The organism is Collinsella aerofaciens (genome assembly GCF_902501475.1).
Lineage (GTDB): Bacteria > Actinomycetota > Coriobacteriia > Coriobacteriales > Coriobacteriaceae > Collinsella > Collinsella aerofaciens_AL.
The window spans coordinates 71,502-92,412 of sequence record NZ_CABWIF010000043.1; the positions used below are offsets into that span (position 1 = coordinate 71,502).

Consider the following 20,911-nt stretch of genomic DNA (forward strand, 5'->3'; position numbering starts at 1 on the left):
GTTACTCCATGTAGTAGAAATCATCAGCCGGGAGCTTGCTGCCCACGGCGCTCGCGTCCGCATCGGCCAGCACCTTCAGGTACCCACCGAGCGCGGCCTTCATATCCTTCCCTGTCTGGCAGACAAGCATGCACCCGGGAATCGCCTTTTCGGCAATCGTGGCGTTATCCACGATGCCCGCATCGACCACGGCCTGCGCCCAGTCCGCCGGCGCCGCGTTCACGGCCTCAACGCTCGCAACATGGCAGCTCAGGAATTCCGCCACGGCCTCGGGATGCTCCTCGGCAAAGGCACGGCGCACCACGGTCACACCCGTCAGCAAGCGCGAGCCCGTGTCTCCTGCCAGCTCGTCCCACACATCGGTCAGGCTCACCGGTGCCGACAGCTTGCCCTCGCTCTTGGCGATGGCCGCCGTCTTGAACGGCTCGGGTAGCACGCCCACGGCAGTCGGGTCGGCAAGCAGAGCCGAGAGCACCTCGGTAGGCTCGCTCTTAAACTCGAGCGCCACCTGACCGGCCAAGCCCGCGCGCTCCAGCAGGTAGTTCATGACGTACTCCGGCGTGGTGCCCTTGCCCGTCATATAGACGGTATGGCCCGCCAGATCGCCAAACGAGGCCACACTCGCGTCGCCCGTCACCACGTTCAGCACGCCCAGCGTGTTGATGTCGATGACCTGCACCGCGCCCTCGGTCTTGTTGTAGAGCACGCTCGCCACGTTGGCGGGCACCAGGGCGATATCGATATCGCCCTGAATGACCTTGGGCACAATCTCGTCGGCGGCAGTGTTGATCGCAAAGTCGAACTCATTGTCCGTCTCGCCATCGGCTGCCTGGTCCATAAACTGCACCAGACCGATCGACGTCGGACCCTTGAGCGAGGCGACGTGCACCTCGACCGGCTCTGCGGCAGCACCGGCGCCGTCCGTGGCAACCGAGCCCGCGGCGGACCCGGCACCGGCAGCCCCGCCGCCACAGCCCGCGAGCGCAAGTGACAGGGCGCCCGCGGCGAGCGCCGAGGCAAACCCCCGGCGCGACATCTCAACATCAAACGCGCGCATCGCTAGCATGTCCCCTCGTTAGGCATCGTCCATGCGTGATGGTCGGTATGCAGCAGCTCCTCGGCCAGTGGCGAGAGCGGCTCGCCTAAGAACTCGCGGTAGCACGCCTGGACATCAGGATTCTCATGCGAGAAGCGAATCTCGGCGTTCGCATCGAGGCCCCAGAGCACCTGGCCACGCTCGGCAGCTAGCTCGCAACCGTCGTGGATGGGCTGACCGCCACCACCGACGCAGCCGCCGGGGCACGCCATGACCTCGACGAAGTCATAGCCCACGCGGCCGTCGCGAATCGCGTCGAGCAGACGGGCGGCGTTACCCAGCCCGTGCGCCACGGCGACGCGCACCTTGGTGCCCTCGATATCGGCCACGGCCTCCTTCCAGCCCTCGAGTCCGCGCACGTCAGTGAAGAAGTCGGCATCCGGGTTCTTGCCCGTCGCCAGGTAATATGCCGAGCGCACGGCGGCCTCCATCACGCCGCCCGTGGCGCCAAAGATCACACCCGCGCCCGTGCCAAAGCCCAACGGCGTATCGAGCGGCTCCTCGACCAGCGTGTCAACGCTCACGTGGCTCGCGCGGATCATGCGCACCATCTCGCGCACCGTCAGCGCAACGTCCACGTCGGGCGCGCCGCCCTCGCCCATCATGCTCGGCAGCGCACACTCGGCCTTCTTGGCCGTGCATGGCATAACGGACACCACGAACAGACGCTCGGGCTCCACGCCCAGCACCTTGGCGTAGTAGGTCTTGGCGATAGCGCCGAACATCTGCTGCGGCGACTTTGACGTGGACAGGCTGTCGACAAACTCGGGGTAACGTGCCTTCACAAAGCGCACCCAGCCCGGGCAGCAGCTCGTAAACATGGGCCAGCCGCGGCTGTCGCCCTCACCCTTAGCGGCGGCGCCCAGGCGCTCGAGCAGCTCGGAGCCCTCCTCCATAATGGTGAGGTCGGCCGAGAAATCGGTATCGAACACGTACTCAAAGCCCACGCGGCGCAGCGCGCAGGCCAAGCGCTCAACGGTGGCTTCCTCGCGAGATATGCCGAGTTCCTCGCCCCAGGCGCTGCGCACGGCCGGCGCGATCTGCACCAGCACGATCTTGTCGGGATTAGCGAGCGCGTCAAACACGGTCTCGGTGTCGTCGCGCTCGCGCAGCGCGCCCGTCGGGCAATGCGTGATGCACTGGCCGCACGCGACGCAATCGGTCTTGCCGATCGGCACGCGCCCGCGGGTGCCCACGGCGGTATGCGTGGCGCGGTTGGTCAGGTCCCAAATCCCTAGGCCCTGTACGCTCTCGCACACCTTGATGCAGCGCATGCATTTAATGCACTTGTCGTTTTCGCGGATGATGGGGAAATCGAAATCCCAGCCCTCGCCCGCCAAATGCCTTTGATACGGCAGATAGAAAATGCCCAGGTCGTTGGCAATGGTCTGCAGGTTGCAGTTACCGCTGCGCACACAGCTCGTGCAGCGTGAATCGTGCTGCGAAAGCAGCAGCTGCACGTTGGTGCGGCGCGCCTCGCGGGCCTTGGGGCTGTTGGTGTGGACCACCATGCCATCGAGCACGTAGTTGTTGCAGGCGGCAACCAGCTGGTCGCAGCCCTCAACCTCGACCACGCACACGCGGCAGCCGCCGATCTCGTTCAGATCGCGCAGGTAGCACAGGGTGGGAATCTGGATGCCGACGGACTTGGCCGCGTCCAGGATCGTGGTGTGCTCGGGCACCACGACCTCGCAATTATCGATAGTGAGCTTGACCATATTGAGTGCTCCGCTTTCGGTGTTATCGCTGACAGTGGGGTTGTTGAGCTCTACCATTCCAGGTTCCTCCCTCCGCGGAACGCGCCAAAACCAAAGTGGTCGCAACGCAGGCAGCGGCTTGCCTCCTGGCGCGCCTCCTCCTCGGTAAGGCCCTGCTCGACCAGATTCCAATCGTGAATACGCTCGCCGGCCTCGCGCTCACCCAGCTCGCAGCGGCCGCACTCGTGCTTGCCCTTAAACTGAACGGTCGGCAGCTCCACGTCGAGCTTGATCTTGTGGTCGAAGCCCAGATAGCGGTCGATGTTTGCCGAAGCCACGCGGCCGGCGTTGATGGCACGGATGACGGTGGCGGGACCGGTCTGGCAGTCGCCGCCGCTGAAGAGGCCATCGAAGTTGGGCACGGCGCCGTCCGAATCGGTGACGACGCGACCCCACTTGCAGGCAATGCCCATCTCCTCAAACGGCTTGGAATCGATGTCCTGGCCAATGGCAACAAACACGCGCTCGCAGGGGATGACGCGCTCGGGCGTGGCGGCGGCACGCGGAGCCGGGCGCCCGCGGCGGGGCTCGCCGATAATCTGCGGTTGTACGCGCAGGCCGCTCACGCGACCATCTTCACCCGTCTCGATGGCGAGCGGCGCCGTGAGCTCCAGGACCTCGCAACCCTCGGCCTGGGCGCCGGCGATCTCGGCGTCTTGGGCCGTCATATCGCAGATGCGACGGCGGTAGACGATGCTCACCTTTTCGGCACCGCAGCGCACGGCGGAGCGCGCCACGTCCATGGCCACGTTGCCGCCGCCGATGACGCACACGCGCTGGCCGCTCAGGTCGGGCAGCTCGTCGTCGCCAATGGCACGCAGCATCTTGACGGCCGACTCCACGCCGGGAGCCTCTTCGCCCGGAAGGCCGAGCTTCTTATCGCTGTGGGCACCGATGGCCAGGTAGACGGCATCGAACTCGTCGCGCAGGCGGGCAAGCTCCTCGCCGTTGACGGAGTGGTCGAGTTCCACGTCGATGCCGGCGCTCAAGATCCAGTCGATCTCGGCCTGCAGGCGCTCGCGCGGCAGACGGTAACTGGGGATGCCATAGCGCAGCATGCCGCCCAGGTGGTGGCGCTGTTCAAAGATGGTCACCTTATGGCCCATCACGGCCAGGTAGAAGGCGCAGGAAAGGCCGGCCGGGCCGCCGCCAATCACGGCGATGCGCTTGCCGGTGTTGTCAGCCACGTTGGGCTTGTAATCGTTGAGGTCGCTGTGCTCAACGGCAAAACGCTTGAGGGCGAGAATGTTCATGGGGTCATCGACCATGCCACGACGGCAGTGCATCTCGCAGGGATGCTCGCACACCAGGCCGCAAACGAGCGGCAGCGGGTTGTTCTTGCGGATGACCTTGACGGCATCAGCATAGCGGCCGGCCTCGACCAGCGAAATGTAACCGGGAATGTCGACGTGCGCCGGGCAGCCCGAGACGCACGGGACGCGGGCCTCGCGGTCAAAGCCACAGGAGTGCTCGCGGATGTGGTGCTCAAAATCGTCACGGAAACCGCGGATAGCCGTAAGCGCCATGGCGCCGGCCTCGTAACCGATGGCGCAATCGCTCGAAAGATAGATGGTGCGGGCGGTGCGCTCGATCAGATTGAGCGTGGACTCGTCGGCGCGGCCCTCGAGCACATCGGCGAGCAGATCGCTCAGCGCGCTCAGGCCCACGCGGCAGGGCGTGCACTTGCCGCAGCTCTGGGTGGAGCACAGGTTGACGAGCGCTGCCGTAAACTCAACGGGACACGGGGCGAGCGAACTCACCGCCAGACGACGTCCGAGCGCATCGTGCAGGTCGTCCATGACGGCCTGAGCGTGGCTGCGTTCCATTACGTGCAGTCGAGCCATAAGATCCCCTCTCACATGGCAGCCCGGAGGCGAGGCCGGGCGAAATTGCTACACGCACAACACTGACCTAAAAAGTTGTGAGGTCTCCATACGGTTCGGCAGGCGGTATAAAATGTCACCCTCAGCGGTGAAATAGAACATTACCGCAGATAAATGCCATATTTGATAAAACGCGTTACCAAACGACAATGCCCCGCCCACGCAATCACGTGGGCGGGGCATTGCTTCAGGCATGCGGCCAGCGACCCTGTTGCTTTTACTTAAGCTCGGGCCAGTAACCCTTGTTGGCCTCGATCATGTCGTCGAGAACCTCCTTGGCGACCTTCATCGACGGCACGGTCTTGTTGAGCGTAAAGGCCTTAAGCGCCTTCTCGTACGAACCCTCGATCGTAGCCTCGACAATGAGCTTCTCGGAGTTCAGCTGCTGCATCATGAGACCCTGCTGGAACAGAGGAATGTTGTCGCGGCTGATGACCTCGGGGCCGTTCTTGCCAATGTAGGCAGGCAGCTCGACCATAGCGTCGTAGGGCATGTTGGGGATAGCGCCCTTGTTCTCGCAAATGACCAGGAAGCGCTGCTTGGTATCGTTCTTCAGAGCGATAGCCAGGTCGGCAATCCAGTCGCCGTGGCTGCCCGCATAGAACGTGCTCTCGTCGATCTCGCCGGTCTTCTCGTAGTGGTCGATGCCGTCGAAGAGGTTCTTCTCGCGCGTCTCCTCAACCTCGTTAGCACGGGTGCGCTCGGGGTTGGAATGCTCGACGAACTCCTTCTGCTGCAGGTAGTAGTTCAGATACGTGTTGGGCAGGTACTCCGGGAAGCACTCCAGGATCTCGTACTCGCCCTTCCAGACGTAGTACCAGCTGCCCTTGGTGTGGCGGTTCTGCTCGGGGTGCTCGTCGGTGGCCTCCTCGGGCTTCTTTGCCATGAGCGAGCCCATGCCCTTGAGGTAGGAATCGGGCAGCAGGATCTCATGCTCCTTGATGTACTCGCGCAGCTGCGGGAGCACCTCCTCGCCCTTGTGGCGAATCGAGGTGAACCAACCAAAGTGGTTGAGGCCAAAGTAATCGTACTCGACATCCTTCTTGTCGATATCGAGCGCGGCGCAAACCACGTCGATGATTGCGATCGGCATGTCGCAGATGTTGATGATGCGAGCGTTGGGACGCAGCACGCGGCAGCCCTCGGAGACGATGGCGGCAGGGTTGGAGTAGTTGAGAATCCAGTAGTCCTTCTTGGCGTACTTCTCAACGTCATCGATCAGCTCGACCATGGGGAAGATGGTGCGCATGCCGTAGGCAAGGCCGCCGCAACCGCAAGTCTCCTGACCCACGCAGCCGTGACGCAGCGGAATCTTCTCGTCCTGCTCGCGCATGGCGTAGCCGCCCACGCGCATCTGGGCAAACACGAAGCTGGCGTCGGTAAAAGCCGTCTTTTTGTCGGTGGTCACCGTGAGCTTGATGTCCAGGCCGAGGTCCTCGTGCAAAATCCAGTCCACGAGCACGCCGATCTTGCGCTGGCGCTCCTCGTTGATGTCGTACAGACGAATCTCGTCAACGTCGAGCTCGTCCTTGCGCAGGGCGATGGACTTGACGATGCCGGGGGTAAAGGTGGATCCGCCACCACACAGAGTAATGATCATTGTTTACTGCTCCTTCTCAATTGCGTTTTCGACCTTGTCGCGCATCTCGGCGACCTTCATGCCAAAGATGATCTGGATATTATTGCCGTTGCGGTTGATGCCGCTGTTGGGCACGTGGTTGATGAGGTCCTCATTGATGAGGTCCGGGTTCTTAACGTTCACGCGAAGACGCGTAAAGCAGTTCTCGAGCTCCTCGATGTTGTCCTTGCCACCAAGACCTGCGACCAGGTCGGCAATACCTGCATCGACGCCCTCTGCGGGAGCTGCGGCAACAGCGCCCTGCTTCACCGCGACAGACGCGGCGGCCTCGCCCTCGGCAACGGACTCGGCGAGCTCGGACTCCTCCTCGCGACCAGGCGTGTGGAGGTTGAGCTTCTTAATAAGGAAGGTGAAGAGGAAGAAGTACAGAGCGGCGTTGACGACTCCGAGCACGAGCATAACCGGCCAGTTGGTCTTGTCGACACCGAGGACCAGGTTGGAAACCACGATGTTGATGATGCCGCCTGCAGTCGAAGCGGGCACGGAGAGAACCTTGAGCAGAACCAGGAAGATGCCGGAAAGAACCGAGTGAACGACAAAGAGCACGGGAGCGGCAAAGACAAAGAGGAAGTCCATGGGCTCGGTGACACAGGAGAGCACGGCGGTGATGATCAGCGGGATGATAACGGCCTTGGTCTTATCCTTGTTTCCCTTGTAAGCGGTGACGATAAAGGCGAGACCGATGCCGATGTAGGGCCACAGGTTGTTGAAGGTATAGCTGTTGAAGTAGGTGCTATCAGAGAAGGGCTGACCCGTCATTGCCATCTCGGCAACACGGATGGGATAGGCGCCGGCGATAACCTGATCACCCAGCGTAAGGGTGCCGCCCACATCGGAGAACTGGAACGGGGTGTAGATGAGGTGGTGCAGACCGGTGGGAACGAGCAGCTTGTTGAGCATGCCGTAGATAAAGAGGCCGATGTTGCCGGATTCCTTAATAATGCCGGCGACGGAGGAAATGGCACCCTGAACCGGAGGCCAAACGATGCAGAAGCCAGCGCCCATGATCCAGGAAATGATGATCATGATCAGGAACGGAAAGCGAACGCCCGAGAACATCGAAAGGGCAATGGGGAACTGCTTGTTCGAGTACTTGTTGAACACGGCACCGGTGATGCAACCAAGGATGATGCCACCAAACACGCCGGTATCGAGCACCTGGATGCCCATAACGGTGGCCTGGCCGGTTCCGGTAAGACCGAGCATGCCGCTCGCATCGGCAAGAGAGCCGGTGGCGTTGAGCACGATGTTGTTAGCCTGCAGGAACAGGAAGAACGACATCAGGGCGATCAGCGAAGCATGGCCCTTGTTCTTCTTTGCCATGGCGCCGGCGATGCCCACGCAGAACAGAATCGAGAGGTTGTTGATGATAAACATCAGCGACTGATAGACAACGGCGCCCACGAGCTGGAACGGACCGAAGCCCAGCACAGGGATCATGGCGCAGATGGTCTTGTTGGTCAGAATGATGCCCACGATGAGCAGGATGCCGGCAACCGAGAGATACATCATCGGCTGGACGATCGACTTCGCGAACACCTCCAACGGCGCTTTGAAATTGAACTTCTTTTTTGCGGTCATAGCGGTACTCCCCTTCCTTTTCCGCAAATTAAGACAAATGTGCCCTAGACAAGACCGTGAGCCTTGCCTTATATCAATCGATGTGTGGGCACGTTATGCCTAGAGACCAGGTTCTCCAAGCAGGTTAACAATGTGATATGCGAGATAACTCTTCTCGGCATCGGTAACGACAACGTTATAGGTAGACGACAAGTGGGCGGCTATGGCGTCCGCGCACGAGAATGCACACGGATACGCCGTTTCATCGATTCGGAACAGCGCGTCTCCGTTGATTTGCCCGGCCGTAGGATCGAGCGCTCGCTGCGCGAAAAACTGCAGGTGACGAACGAAGCGTTCGTAAGGCAACGAGGTGTCGTCGAGGGTCGTAGCATAGCGCTCGGAAACAATCGCGAGCACGTCGCGAACAAGCTGGACCGAAACGATCAGACGATCGGAGCGTTGCGGCATGGTGGCGTTGACGATATGCAGCGTAATGAAACCCTGCTCTTCTTCGCTCATCTGGATGCCCATATACTCCTTGATAATCTGCAGCGCACGGCCCGCAAGTGCATACTCCTTGCGATAGAACTGCTGGATCTCGAGCAGCAACGGATTCTCACAGGGGATGCCCTTGCGCTCGCGCTCCAAAGCAAGGCTGATATGGTCTGCGAGAGCAATGAGAATCTTGTCGTTGATATCAACATTGAGCTCTCGACGGAGCATCTGAACGATGTCCTCGGAAATCACGAGGTTGACGGTGGGGATGGACTCCAAAAGATGTGCCAAGCGGTCGATCGTACGCGAATCCTGAGAAGTTCCCTCCTGCAACGCGTAGGTCTTTTCGACTGATGCCTCGTCGATGGCATCGCCGGCATGGCGACCAAAGCAGAGGCCTCGACCGATGACGATGAGCTCGGAGCCATCGTCCGAAGTGACCATTGCGACGTTGTTGTTAAAAACTCGCTTGATAACCGCGGTACCCACCACGAGAATTTACTCGGAAAGCCAGATAACAGGCTCTTTAACAGCAACAGGGCCGGAAGCATGCTCGCGAAGAGTCGAGTTCCCCGAACGCTCGCACACGATAACGAAGACCGTGGGATCAAAGCCGGCAGCGCGAACCACGTCGAAACCGACCTCGACGAGGGGCTGGCCCGCGTCGACATGGTCACCCTGGGCAACAAGCGCATGGAAGCCCTTGCCCTCAAGTTTAACAGTGTCGATTCCGATATGCAGCATCACCTGAGCAGAGCTGTCGTCGGACATGATGCCCAGCGCGTGCTCAGTCGGAAACAGCGCCGCGACGGTGCCGGAAACAGGAGCGCACACCGTTCCCTCTTGGGGAACCACGGCAACGCCATCGCCCACTGCACGGCTGCTAAAAGCGGGGTCATTGGTATTTTCTAGATGAACAAGCTCGCCGGAAACGGGAGCGAGGATTTCGAACTCGGAAGCCGCAGTCGTCTGCTTATCCGAGCCACCCATAAGGCGAGAAAAGAAACCCATGGTGACATGTCCCTTCATAAATATAGCCCAACCAAAATCAATCGAATGCGCCCATTGAGACACACCCGTTCAAAGACTTTGGTTAGGCCCACGTCCGAGGGGACTCGGTAACCTTCCGCATTTCTTTTACGGGGGTTATTGTAGGCAACAACAAAGCCAGAATAGTCATTATGACCGGTGAGCGGTATTTTTTCTTCGATAAACGGTATTTAAGCGGCACTTAGGGACGTTCCTTTTCTGCCGGCACTCGGGGACACTCCTCACTCTGGTGCATTGGGGACAGGTTTGTTTGCACCAGGTTGGTGCAGATTAACCTGGTCCCATTGCACCAATTTCGTATGCGCTAGATAAAGAGCTCGCATTCCTTCCGCACGACGCAAACCTTGCTCAGCATCTGGGAAACAGCGGATAGCTTGTTGGGATCAAGCTTACGAGCGCCTCGCGGACATACGGCAATGCAGCGCATGCAGGAGATGCACGCCTCGCCAGCTGCTCGTTTGGGGTCACCTTTGTCGATAGCACAAACGGGGCACGCCGCGGCGCATGCACCGCAGGAGACGCAATCCTCTGTTGCCTCGGGTGCCATGCGGTGACCTCCAGCTTGTTTATAAGGACGATTGCCGGGGATAGAGGGCTCGGACGCATCCTCAGCCAACAGCTTTTGCTGAATTTGCTGCGCAAACTCAGCAAGCTGCGCCGAGTCCTGCGCATCCGGACGACCGGCAGCAAACTGTCGCGCAATGGAATGTTCTGCAATGGCCGCAACTGCCGCGATCACCCGGAATCCCGCATGCTTCGCAACGTCCTCCAGCTCTACGAGCGTGTCCTCAAACGCGCGGTTTCCGTATACACAAACCAAAACAGCCCGAACCCCGTTGCCGCGCACCATGCCCAACCGGTCAGCCACCACAGCCGGGATTCTACCGGCATACGCCGGCACAGAGATTACGGCCACGTCGTCCTCAGTCATCGAGACAGCGCTGAAATCTAGCCCGCTATCGGTCAGATCAACGGTAACGGTATCCCCATCCAGCGCTCCAGCCACAAGGCCAGACACCTTCCGCGTTCCACCCGTCGGACTAAACACAATTTCGAATACGTTCATCTAGACACCCTCCCCCTACGCCTGGCAACGCGTCAAGCCGCTTTCACATCCAGCCAGAGTATACGGCACGTGGGGTCCCCGTTTTGATGCGCCAAGCACCCCAATGCACCCACCCTACGCTGTCTACCTCTTCGTTTTGTATAAATTACGGTACAGATTGTATATATTTACGGGATACCGCCGTGTTCTCCCGAGGTACCCCATCCTGGCCCGTGCAAAAAACGGAGTATTCTGCAACGCGACCGCGCCAGCACCGCCGCGGGCGGGCAAAACTGTAGGGCGCCGTATCATTTTAAGTCCCGACATGGCGAGAATGACGCGCCCCTGCTCCGGAAAACGGCGAAATCTAACTCAGAACGCTCGCTAGGGATATCCGAAGGCCACCGTTGGCGACGTCGAATCATATGCAGACAACTCGAACTGCAGAATACTCCAAAAAAATGCACGGCGCACCCCATGGGACCCATTGCCGCATGGCAGGAAACAGGCCCACGGCATCCTCTAGATGCATTCCCGAGGAAATCACATTTGAACTAGCGATCGGATACGGCAAACAAAAAGGGCCCCGAGCGTAGTTGCTCGGGGCCCTTGGTTCACCTCACGCTAGCGTGCGATGCGTATGTTACTTGCGCTTGCCGCCGCCGTCACCGGGGCGACGGGAGCTGCCGCCGCGCTTGCCGCCACGGCTGTTGCCATAGCTGCCACGGTTATCGCGACCGCCGGCACGGCCGCCACGGGAGCCGGCCTGGTTGCCACCACGAGCGCCACGATAGCCGCCACGACGCTCCTCGCGGGTATCGTCGTAGTTGCGCCAGTCATCGCGACGATCTCGGCTGGCACGCGGGTCACGACGATCGCGCGACTCGTTAGAACGACCAGCGCCGCCGCGGCCGCCATTGCCGCGAGCACCCTCGCGACGCTCGCCGCCGCGGCTACTGCGCTCTTCAAAGCGCTTGCCGCCACGGGACTCACCGCCACGGGCAGCACGCTCACCACGACCCTCGCCGCCGCGACGCTCGTCACGGCCGCCGCGCTCGTCATCACGACCGGAACGACGGCGGTCGCCCGAACCGCGCTTGCCACCGCGCGAACCGCGGCCCTCGTCCTCGCGCTCGACACGACGACGGCCACCGCGATCCTCGTCCTCGCGGCGGCGGCGATGTGCCTCGCCCTGGAACTGCTTGGCACGACGCTCGGCACGGTTGCCACGCGGGGTCTGCTCGACAGCACCGCCGCGCTCCTCGGCAGCCACCTCGCGGGCCACGCTCTCAACAGCCTCGTCCACGCGAGCCTGAACGCCTTCGCGCACGCGGGTCTTGCCGCCGCGCTTGGGACGGCTCGGACGCTCGCCGTCGCCGCGGCGCTCGTCGCGACCGCGGTTGGAACGACCGGCCACATCGCCGTAATCGTCGCCGTTGCGCTTGCCGTCGCGACGCGCCTGCTCAAGCTTCTTCTTGCTCTTGGACTTGCCGCGCTTGGTCTTCTTCTTCACCTTAAAGGCGGCAGGATCGCGCTCGGGGTCAACGGCGGGCGGGTTGGGACCCACGTGCAGGTCGCCGGCTTCGTAAATATCGGCCGTCTTGTCCATGAGCTTCTCGATCTCGTAGAACTCGTCGACGTCCTGCTCGGTCACAAACGTGATGGCCCAGCCTAGCTCGCCGGCGCGGCCCGTACGGCCAATGCGGTGGATATAGTCGGTCGGCTCGGCCGGCACGTCAAAGTTTACGACGTAGCGCACGTCGCTAATGTCGATGCCGCGGGCGAGCACGTCGGTTGCCACCAACACGTCAACGGTACCGTCGCGGAAGGCCGAAAGGGCACGCTCGCGCTGGGCCTGGCTGCGGTTGCCGTGAATCGCGGCGGCCTTGATGCCCTTGCGCTCCAGACGACGGCAGCAGCTGTCGGCGCGGTGCTTGGTACGCATAAAGACGATGGTGCGCTCCGGGCCCTCCTTTTTGAGGAACTCGGGCAACAGGTTATTCTTGGCCTCGATGGACACCGGGAACACAAACTGGTCGACGGTGTCGGCGGTCGACGTGGCAGGTGCGATCTCCACGCGAGCCGGGTCGCTCACCAGGTCGGTGATCTCGCCCACGGCCTCCTCGTCGAGGGTCGCCGAGAACAGCAGCGTCTGACGCTCGGCCGGCGTCTCGCGCACAATGCGCCGGACGGCGGGCAAAAAGCCCATGTCGAGCATACGGTCGGCCTCGTCGAGCACCAGGACCTTAACCTCGTCCAGGTGGCAGGCGCCCTGCTCGATCAGATCGACCAGACGGCCCGGCGTTGCGACCAGGATGTCGCAGCCGTACTTGAGTGCCGCGGTCTGTGGCTTGTAGCTCACGCCGCCCACGACGGTCACGGCAACATGGCCGGTGACGTCGGCGATCTTGCTCGCGACTTCGTCGATTTGCTGGGCAAGCTCGCGCGTAGGGGTGATGACGAGCATCACGGGGCCGCGGCCGTTGCCCTCGGGCTTTTTAGCACCGCGACGACGGTTGCGGCCGCCGCGCTCGCGCACGGGTTTGGGAGGAGCGATGTGCTCCAGGTTGTTCATGGTCGGCAGCAAAAAGGCGGCCGTCTTGCCGGTGCCGGTCTGGGCGGCGGCAAGCAGGTCGCGGCCCTCGAGCACCACGGGGATCGAGCCGGCCTGCACGGGCGTCGGCGCCGTGTAGCCCAGGTTCTCAATAGCACGAAGTATCTCGTCCGAAAGCCCCAGCTCGTTAAAGGCGGGCAGGCTCTCGGTAGCGGACTCGACGGCCTGGGCAGCATTGGCCTCATCGGCGGCATCGAAGGCAGCCTGGGTCATGGTCTCGCGGGCCTCGTCCAGAATCTCGGCGTCGGTGACGTCGGATACAGAATTACGCATATGTTGTTGTTCCTTATCTGCACGCGCAATGAGCGCGGCATGCGGCCGCGCGGGCGTGCTTGGTAGTGCGCTAATACATACAAAAACAGGTGCGCACAGAGAGGACGTTGCTCAGCACGCTGGCGATCGCTTTGGCAGCCCTATCACGCGCCGTCCAGACGCAGCAGCTCTAAGCGATGGAGCAGATTCGCCGCGGGTTAGTATACCCGTACTCCGTATGCCCCCACGTAAACCACAGATGACGAGGCGGACGAGGTGGGCCTGGCCGATTGTGTCAATCTGTAACAGATGCAGGGCAAAACCGGGTCCAAATGTTATAGAACAAGACAGAGGGGGATTTCCGTTCAGTCCAACCAAAATCTCTCGGTCTTCCTGCAATTTCGAACATGTGGCCTATAATGTTGCTTTGGTTACGCTATATATTGCGCAGCCATTTAATACGTCGCCCACCGGGGGCCATTAATTCCTATCGCCATATTGGCTAGGAAGCAATCAAAGGAGGTATCCGTGGCAGCAGAGACGCCTTGCTCGGTCCTCTATAACGATATTCGCTCGTTCGGCGGTCTTAAACATCTCGAGATCGCCCGAATGCTCATCAATGGAAACTCTTATCTCGGCAGTACCCTGCTCGAGAAATGCTCTTCCAACCGCTCGTATCTCACCCGTTACATCGTCCATCGCAAGCCTGACCAGTGCGCGCCCGCCATCTACAGCGACTTTACCGTCACCACGCTCAACCTTTCCGCGGCAATCTGCAGCAAGCTCGGCGGCGGCGAGTCCGCCTATCAGGCAATCGCCGAGCACTATCGCGGTCCGGCCGCCAACGAAATGATGTCGGCTCTCGCCAGCTACAAGCTGGACAGCCGCCTATATGCAAATGCCCTCAATCGCATCGATAACTTTGACGGCAATGCCGTGCGCGAAAAAAGCACGCTCTTCTTGATGCTCTTTGTGGCAACGGGGGCGCTCGCCGATCCCGTTCAGGGCGTGGCCACCGTCGAGCGCTTTTGCGACAGCAAGACGGGCGGGCACTTTGGCACCACCGAAACTACCGTCGGACGTGGCTTTATGAGCAGCCTGGAGCAGCCGCACACCGTCGCTCCCAACCTCGGTCTGCTCAGAACCCATGCCGACAACTGCGCCGACATGCAAATCCATCCCCTCACACGCGATCCGCGCGGCACCGTGATTGGTTCTTTGCCCAAAACCTCGCCCAGCATCACCGATGTAGGCGCCGACGCCTCGCGCGAGCATCTTCGTATTTGGCTCGAGGGTGAGCACTGGTACGCCCAGGGCCTTGGATCGACCAACGGCACGGTGCTCGAATCGGGTGCAGGCGACGGTGATATCGTAATCGAGCCGCCGCGCGACCAACGCGAGCCCGGCAAAGTCTATCCCCCCGTGGAAATCGCCAACAGCGACAGACTTCATTTGGGTCTCTATACGACATTCCTTGTCATTGTGGACTAGCGCGGACGGCGATCAAAAGACGGTCGCCGTCCGTCTTTCGTCTTCTACCTTCTGCGTCGTAAACGACAATACTCAGCGGTACACGTGAGCAGTGCGGCTATCATGGTACTTTACCGATATCCGCGCTGCTCACGTGTACGCGCGGCAACCCATGCCAGACAAAGGAACGCCATGGATACTACCGATAGCGCCTATGGCGACAAACTCATCCGTCTCGATACGTTCGACACCGCCGTGGCGGTCGACCCCAGCGCCGAGGACGACGCCAAGCGTCGGTTTATGACGCTTATTCTCCAGACGGCCCACCGCAACAACGGCAACATCGGGCACGTGCTGCGCGCGGCCAACACGAGCGGCGAGGTCTTTGCCGTCAAGCTACTCAAGGACAACGCCATCCTTTCCGGCCAAGCCCCCGACCGCTCCGCCGAGCAATCGGCCGCTCACCTGGCCAACACCGCTGCGCTGTTCGAGGAATACCGTCATCTGTGTACCGTTTCGCACCTGCGCGGATTTCCGCGCGTCTATGGCTACGGATCGTGCGAGGATGACCCGCTCATCCTCATGGAGTGGGTCGAGGGCACCTCACTCAAGCAGGCGCTGCCCCTGCTTCCTCACGACGCCTCGGGCGGGCTGACCACCCAGATGGTCGCCGCCGTCGGAAACGCCGTGCTTCGTGCGCTCTTGATGACCCAAGGCCTCGTGAATCCGGTCGTCCATCGCGACCTTTCGCCTGCCAATATCATGTTCCGCACCACCAGCCGAACGCTCGAGCAGCAGATTGCCGATTGCTCCTTTGACCCCTGCCTCATCGACATGGGCTCCGCGACCATGGCTCTCGGCGACGACACGATCACCCGGCGCGCCGACATCTGGCGCTTTGCCACGCCCGCATACGCCGCGCCCGAGATGCTCACGCAGGATATCGAAGGCATCGCGGCCCTTCGCCGTTCGCCGGCAATCGACGTCTATGCGCTTTCGAGCATTCTGTACCAGCTCTACAGCGGTCGCAAACCGTTTGACTTTGAGTCGACGGACGCCGCTGCAACCGGCTCGTTCTATCTCGTAAAGACCAAGACCAAGCCGGCACCGCTCGAGCCGCGCTGCGAGGGCGATGAAGCGCTCGTCCAAATCATCATGAAGGGTCTCTCAGTCGAGCAGTGCGATCGTCCCACCGAGCAGCAGATGCTCGAGGTGCTCTCGGCATACCTCACCGATGCCGAATCCGAGGGCCGCGAGGGCGCGGGCAGTGACGCCGCAATCGACATCGACTCCGGTACGTACCTTAAGGTCGACGTCGCCGGCGAGCGCGCACGAGAGATCCTGAATCAGGCCCGTCACGATGCCATGACCCGCCGCCGCTTTATTATCGGCGGCGCTATCGCAGCCGTTGCGGGGCTCAGCGTTATCGGGGCGGCAACCCATGGCTTTGGCATCCCCGACTACCTGGACGGCATCCGCGGTTCACTTGACGACTACACCTGGGATCAGCTGCAGGAGATTTCGCTCAAGATTAAGGCCGCCGAGGCCCGTAGCGAGGCACGCGAGATTGCCAAGCGCTATCATCTGCTCGATGCCGATGGGCATATCCCCTATCCGTGTACCAAGCGTGTCACGCTCACCAACGGGCTGCAGGTTGGCGCGCAGCTTGTGGGCATCCGCCACGATGAGCTTCTGGACGGGACGGGCAAGGCCGGACTAACGTTTATGTTCGATGCGGGTATTGCCGAGCGCAACGCTGCGGCTGAACCGCCGAGCGCCGGCTGGGCAGATTGCGAGCTGCGGGAATGGCTCAACGGCGACGGCCTTAAGCTGCTGCCCAACGAGTTGCGCGCACTCATTAAAGGGGTCAAGAAGGTCTCGAACAATGTGGGCGCCGCCAACAGCGCATCGTGCCTGAGCGAGTTGCCCGCAACCCTTTGGCTGCCCGCCATGGTCGAGCTGTGCGGCGCGCAACCGCCCGATTCGTTTGTCGAGGACTATCACTACCTTGCTGACATCTACAACGGCGAGGGCAAGGAGTATCAGCTCTTCCGCGAGCTCAAGGTGAGCCCGTATTCCACGAACGAGACGATGGTCCGCCAGTGGAAGGGCAAGGACACCTGCTGGTGGGAGCGCACGGTGAGCCCCGACTCATCGGAGACCGAAGGCACGCTCTACATAAACCGTGTGGGCCACGACGGCGACGTCTTTACGTACGCAACGCCTGCGGACAAGCCAAACAAACGAACCTGTGTGATCCCCGGATTCTGTATCTAGAGAGCGGGCGTCTTGCCGTGACGGGACCCCTCCCCGGCAATTGTCTTGATCTGTAACAGTTAGAACCCAAAAACCGGTCTAGTTGTTACAGATCGAGACAAAACCCCAGCCCCGCGAGACAACATCTCAATCTGTAACAGTAAGGGGTTAAAAACCTCTCTAGATGTTACAGATTGAGACATTTGAGTTGACCGCGAACGGTCTGTCTCGATCAGTAACAGTTAGAGGTCATATTTGGTGCTAGATGTTACGGATCGAGACATTAGCTTGCCGAGAACTTCGCCTCATAATATATGACTCAAGTGTGTCGATATTTCCTTGCCAATGTTGCGCAACAGAAACCCTTTCGGCGGTCGTAACGTACGAATTGTCATAGGTACCCCTTCAACGATTGGGAGAAGAAATGGCAAAGTACGCACCTAAACACTTGGAAGTCTCAAGCGGCGACGAGCCTCGCCCCACATTCTCGGGCCACAAGGCAACACGACTCGCCGTCACCGCGGCAACCACCATCGCTATGACCGGCTCGTCGCTGCTCGCGCCGTTCTCGGCATTTGCCAATGATGCGAGTGTTACCACGGCACAGGACGCGATCATGTCCCCGCTTGCTGTCCACGCCGGCGAGGCGGCAGGCTCCGCAGTAAAGGCAGACGCCCAGAAGATTGCCGACTTGCAGGCTGCTATCGACGCCGCAAAGGCTGCCGAGGCAGACGCCAAATCCGACTACGACACGGTGGCTGCTCCCTATACCGAAAAGCAGGCGGCCCGCGATAACGCACAAAGCACCTATGACGCCTCCGTCTCCGATAATTCGCAGGCAGAGGCCGCCGCGCGTGCCGAATATGCTCGCCAGCTCGATGAAAGCGTCAAGGCGGCCGACAGCGCCAGTGCCACGCTGAAGGATGCCCAGGGAAAGCTCGATACAGCCAAGACCGACGCCGAGGACAAGTCGAAGGTCCTTGATGCCGCAAAGCAAGCGGCAGCTGATGCGCAGGCCAAGCTCGAGGCAGCCCAGAAGGCAGCCGCCAACGCAACGCCGGAGGAAATCAAGGTCGCCGAGCAGGCTGCCGCAGATGCGCAGGCCGCTCTGAACCAAGCAAAGGCTGCGAAGGCCACTGCCGATTCCGCGCTCGCCGATGCCCAGCAGGCTCAGAGCGCCGCGCAGAGCGCTTACGACGAAGCGGCAGGCACGCTGGCTTCCGCTCAGCAGGAAAAGAACGCCGCGGATGGTAAGGTAGTCGCGGCACAGACAGCGTATGACAGCGCACAAGCCGATTTGGCGGCCGCAAAGGCAGGCGCCGAGGGCCCGGAGTATGACGCCGCCCAGGCAAAGGTCGATGCTGCCCAAAGCGCACTCGACCAGGCGAAAAAGCAGCAGGCGACTGCCGAAGCAGGCCTTTCTCAGGCAAATAGCGACGTTGAATCCAGACAGGATGCCCTCACCGGTGCCGAAAGCGAGCTCGAAGCCAAGAAGCAGACAGTCGCAGCAGCCGAAAATGATGTAACGGCAGCCCAGACGAAAGCCGATGCGGCGCAATCGGAGTTGACCTCGGCAAAGCAGGCACATGCTGCCGAACTGGAGAAGGCAATGGCCGCTCAGAAACAAGTCGACCAGGCAAAAGCCGAGAAGGAGCAGGCAGATAAGGCGCTCGAAACTGCCAAGGCAAACCAGGCGGCCGCCGATCAAGCCGTTGTCGATGCACAGAAAGCATACGATACGTGCAAGGCAGCAACCGATAAGGCAACGACGGCGGAGGCGCAGAGCGTCATCGGCTTCTACCAGTTCATCGGTGCCAACGACGCTGCAAACACCATCTATAGGCAGAGCGATAAAAACCCGACGACCATTGGCGATAAAAAAGACGGCACGTCACTCGACAACGCCAAGCTATCGTTTAACAAGCTGCGCGAGATTAACGAATACCGTGCAAGCGTTGGATTGAGTGAGCTTAGGGTGACGGCCGAGCAAATGGCAATCGCTCAATCCGACTCCAATTACTCTGACAAAACGCTAGGTCACTCAGATTACGCCATTTGTGAAAATGCCGCTTGGAACTTCAGTACTAAAGAAAACATCGCGCACCAATGGGTCGATGATGAAAAGGGGATATTTGACGAGGCTGCAGCGAAAGCCGGCCTTGGCAACGTTGCCCCCAAAGATGCTTGGGATACTTTCTGGAGCCACAAAACCGAATTCGAAAAGCACGGGGCAGACTTTGGCACCATCGGCCATTATTTGAATATCGTACAACCTAACGCCAAAACCATGGGATACGGCATCAACTCGCGCGGAACCCTTTGGCCGTATGTGTTCGTCTTGGAGATCGACGACAATTACGGTTCGTACGAGAAAGAATACTCGATCGATGAACTCGAGAATCTCTTTGATCAGTATCAGCTGAGCCTCTCCAAAGCCAGCGAAAAGCTCGCCGCCGCAAAGACGGACCTTGAGCAAAAGCGCAGCACAGCGGCATCGAAAGCCGATGCCGTAAAGGCAGCTGAAACCCTCGTCGCTCAAAAGCAGGAAGGCATTGTTGCCGCGAATAGCGACCTTGCCGCCAAGAACGACAGCGTAGCAAGTGCCGCCGCCGCTGTTGCCCTAGCAAAGCAGAATCTCGCCAAGGCAAACGGAAAAGTTGCCGAAGCCGAAGACCAGGTCAAAGCCGCCCAAAGCAACGTGGCGACCGCAGAGCAGGTCGTCAACCAGAAGCACGCCGAGCTTAAGGCATCGCAAGAGCAAGCCACTCAGAGTCAGAAGAAGGTTGATGACGCCAAGGCAGAGACTCTCGTAAAGCAGCAGACTCTGCAAGATGCAAAGAAGGAACTTGCCAAGTATTCAGCCGATGTTGCTGCGGCTCAGGAGAAAGCCGACGAGGCCCATCAGGCGCTTGATGAAGCCACGGCAGCCCAGACGTCTGCCCAGAGCGCTCTCAAAAAGGCGAAGCTCGACGAGACCGCCAAGAAGCAAGCCCTCGACACCGCGAAGGACAACGCTGAGGCCAAGGCGGCGAACGCGGAGCACGCCGCAGGCGATTTGACCGCAGCGGATAACGACTTTGCCTCAAAGAAGGCCCATGCCGACGCCCTGAGTAACGCGGCCAATAATCTTGCCACCGCCGAGGCGGCCAAGCAGGACGCCGACGCAGCAATTACCGAGGCCGGAGTCGCCCTTGGTGCGGCAAATGATGCCATCGCGAACGCCGAGCAGGCGGTCGAGAATTCTCAGGCCGCATCGGATGCCGCTGTCGCTACCCTCGGAAAGCTCAAGTCCATCAACGTCGAAAACGGCATTGCTACTGGCTCTGACGCAAACGCGAACGATACGCTCAATGCCCTCTTTGCCAAGTGCGTCGCCGCCAAGCAGGCAGAACATAACGCAAAGGCCGCACTTGATGCCGCTCAGGCAGACCTTGATGCTGCGACGCCCGCCTACACCGCAGCGCTCAATGCCTACAACGAGGCGAAGGCAAAACGCGTAGCCGCCGAGCAAGCCCTGAAGGACGAGATCGCCCGCCAGGAACAAGAGGCGGCGAAGGCCGAGCAGGCCAAGATCACGCAGGCTGCCGCTAAGCCGGTTGCTGGAAAGCCGTCTGCCGGCAACGCCCAGACGGCCGCCAACTCGGCACTTCCCACCACAGGCGACAATGCCGCGCTCGCCGGTGAGACGTTTGTCATCGGAGGTGTCGTGCTCGTAGCCGCCGGCGTCTTTCTGACTGACAAGAAGCGTCGTCAGGAGTAAGGATTTCGGGAGGACGGCTTCTCCTCCCTCCCAC

The 20,911-nt window shown here is 60.7% G+C and carries 12 protein-coding genes; 3 read left to right on the top strand and 9 right to left on the bottom strand.

Features of this window, described 5'->3' with window-relative positions; translation table 11 throughout:
- Window position 1: 1 nt before the first annotated feature.
- From GDJ93_RS07470 to GDJ93_RS07510, 9 genes are all read right to left on the bottom strand, one after another.
- Window positions 2-1,066 (bottom strand): ABC transporter substrate-binding protein, encoded by a 1,065-nt coding sequence (locus tag GDJ93_RS07470; protein ID WP_226812538.1) that lies wholly within the window; start codon window positions 1,064-1,066, stop codon window positions 2-4.
- The gene (locus GDJ93_RS07475; RefSeq protein WP_226812539.1) at window positions 1,060-2,871 is read right to left on the bottom strand and encodes a [FeFe] hydrogenase, group A; all 1,812 of its coding nucleotides are present in this window, start codon (window positions 2,869-2,871) and stop codon (window positions 1,060-1,062) included. The genes GDJ93_RS07470 and GDJ93_RS07475 overlap by 7 nt, the downstream gene beginning before the upstream one ends.
- A complete protein-coding gene (locus tag GDJ93_RS07480; RefSeq protein WP_152068316.1) occupies window positions 2,865-4,697 on the bottom strand; it encodes an NAD(P)-binding protein in 1,833 nt (610 codons plus the stop codon). Before GDJ93_RS07480 ends, GDJ93_RS07475 begins: the two co-directional genes overlap by 7 nt.
- A gap of 256 nt (window positions 4,698-4,953) precedes the next feature.
- Window positions 4,954-6,336, bottom strand: coding sequence for a 6-phospho-alpha-glucosidase (locus GDJ93_RS07485; RefSeq protein WP_152068317.1), 1,383 nt, complete (start codon window positions 6,334-6,336; stop codon window positions 4,954-4,956).
- 3 nt (window positions 6,337-6,339) lie between these two features.
- Complete coding sequence (locus tag GDJ93_RS07490; RefSeq protein WP_055310192.1) at window positions 6,340-7,956, bottom strand: PTS transporter subunit EIIC; 1,617 nt, start codon at window positions 7,954-7,956, stop codon at window positions 6,340-6,342.
- Window positions 7,957-8,055: 99 nt separating this feature from the next.
- Window positions 8,056-8,922 (bottom strand): PRD domain-containing protein, encoded by an 867-nt coding sequence (locus GDJ93_RS07495; RefSeq protein ID WP_306421713.1) that lies wholly within the window; start codon window positions 8,920-8,922, stop codon window positions 8,056-8,058.
- A 6-nt stretch (window positions 8,923-8,928) separates the two neighbouring features.
- Window positions 8,929-9,441 carry a PTS sugar transporter subunit IIA gene (locus GDJ93_RS07500; protein WP_193221489.1) on the bottom strand — a complete coding sequence of 171 codons (513 nt, stop codon included), beginning with the start codon at window positions 9,439-9,441 and terminating at the stop codon, window positions 8,929-8,931.
- Between the two features lie 343 nt (window positions 9,442-9,784).
- The gene (locus GDJ93_RS07505) at window positions 9,785-10,486 is read right to left on the bottom strand and encodes a ferredoxin family protein (RefSeq protein ID WP_226812541.1); all 702 of its coding nucleotides are present in this window, start codon (window positions 10,484-10,486) and stop codon (window positions 9,785-9,787) included.
- Between the two features lie 682 nt (window positions 10,487-11,168).
- The gene (locus GDJ93_RS07510; protein WP_152068321.1) at window positions 11,169-13,412 is read right to left on the bottom strand and encodes a DEAD/DEAH box helicase; all 2,244 of its coding nucleotides are present in this window, start codon (window positions 13,410-13,412) and stop codon (window positions 11,169-11,171) included.
- A 507-nt stretch (window positions 13,413-13,919) separates the two neighbouring features.
- Here GDJ93_RS07510 and GDJ93_RS07515 point away from each other — a divergent pair.
- The 3 genes from GDJ93_RS07515 to GDJ93_RS07525 all read left to right on the top strand — a co-directional run bounded on the left by GDJ93_RS07515 (window position 13,920) and on the right by GDJ93_RS07525 (window position 20,877).
- On the top strand, window positions 13,920-14,882 hold the full coding sequence (locus GDJ93_RS07515; protein ID WP_152068322.1) for an FHA domain-containing protein: 963 nt from the start codon (window positions 13,920-13,922) through the stop codon (window positions 14,880-14,882).
- Window positions 14,883-15,053: 171 nt separating this feature from the next.
- The gene (locus tag GDJ93_RS07520) at window positions 15,054-17,138 is read left to right on the top strand and encodes a protein kinase domain-containing protein (protein WP_193221490.1); all 2,085 of its coding nucleotides are present in this window, start codon (window positions 15,054-15,056) and stop codon (window positions 17,136-17,138) included.
- A 403-nt stretch (window positions 17,139-17,541) separates the two neighbouring features.
- Window positions 17,542-20,877, top strand: a complete 3,336-nt coding sequence (locus GDJ93_RS07525; protein WP_152068324.1) for a CAP domain-containing protein — start codon at window positions 17,542-17,544, stop codon at window positions 20,875-20,877.
- Window positions 20,878-20,911 lie beyond the last annotated feature (34 nt).

Bases quoted from the DNA above. Each gene is read 5' to 3' on its own strand.
- GDJ93_RS07470 (WP_226812538.1), bottom strand. From the start codon at position 1,066: ATGCTAGCGATGCGCGCGTTTGATGTTGAGATGTCGCGCCGGGGGTTT.
- GDJ93_RS07475 (WP_226812539.1), bottom strand. From the start codon at position 2,871: ATGGTAGAGCTCAACAACCCCACTGTCAGCGATAACACCGAAAGCGGA.
- GDJ93_RS07480 (WP_152068316.1), bottom strand. From the start codon at position 4,697: ATGGCTCGACTGCACGTAATGGAACGCAGCCACGCTCAGGCCGTCATG.
- GDJ93_RS07485 (WP_152068317.1), bottom strand. From the start codon at position 6,336: ATGATCATTACTCTGTGTGGTGGCGGATCCACCTTTACCCCCGGCATC.
- GDJ93_RS07490 (WP_055310192.1), bottom strand. From the start codon at position 7,956: ATGACCGCAAAAAAGAAGTTCAATTTCAAAGCGCCGTTGGAGGTGTTC.
- GDJ93_RS07500 (WP_193221489.1), bottom strand. From the start codon at position 9,441: ATGGGTTTCTTTTCTCGCCTTATGGGTGGCTCGGATAAGCAGACGACT.
- GDJ93_RS07510 (WP_152068321.1), bottom strand. From the start codon at position 13,412: ATGCGTAATTCTGTATCCGACGTCACCGACGCCGAGATTCTGGACGAG.
- GDJ93_RS07520 (WP_193221490.1), top strand. From the start codon at position 15,054: ATGGATACTACCGATAGCGCCTATGGCGACAAACTCATCCGTCTCGAT.
- GDJ93_RS07525 (WP_152068324.1), top strand. From the start codon at position 17,542: ATGGCAAAGTACGCACCTAAACACTTGGAAGTCTCAAGCGGCGACGAG.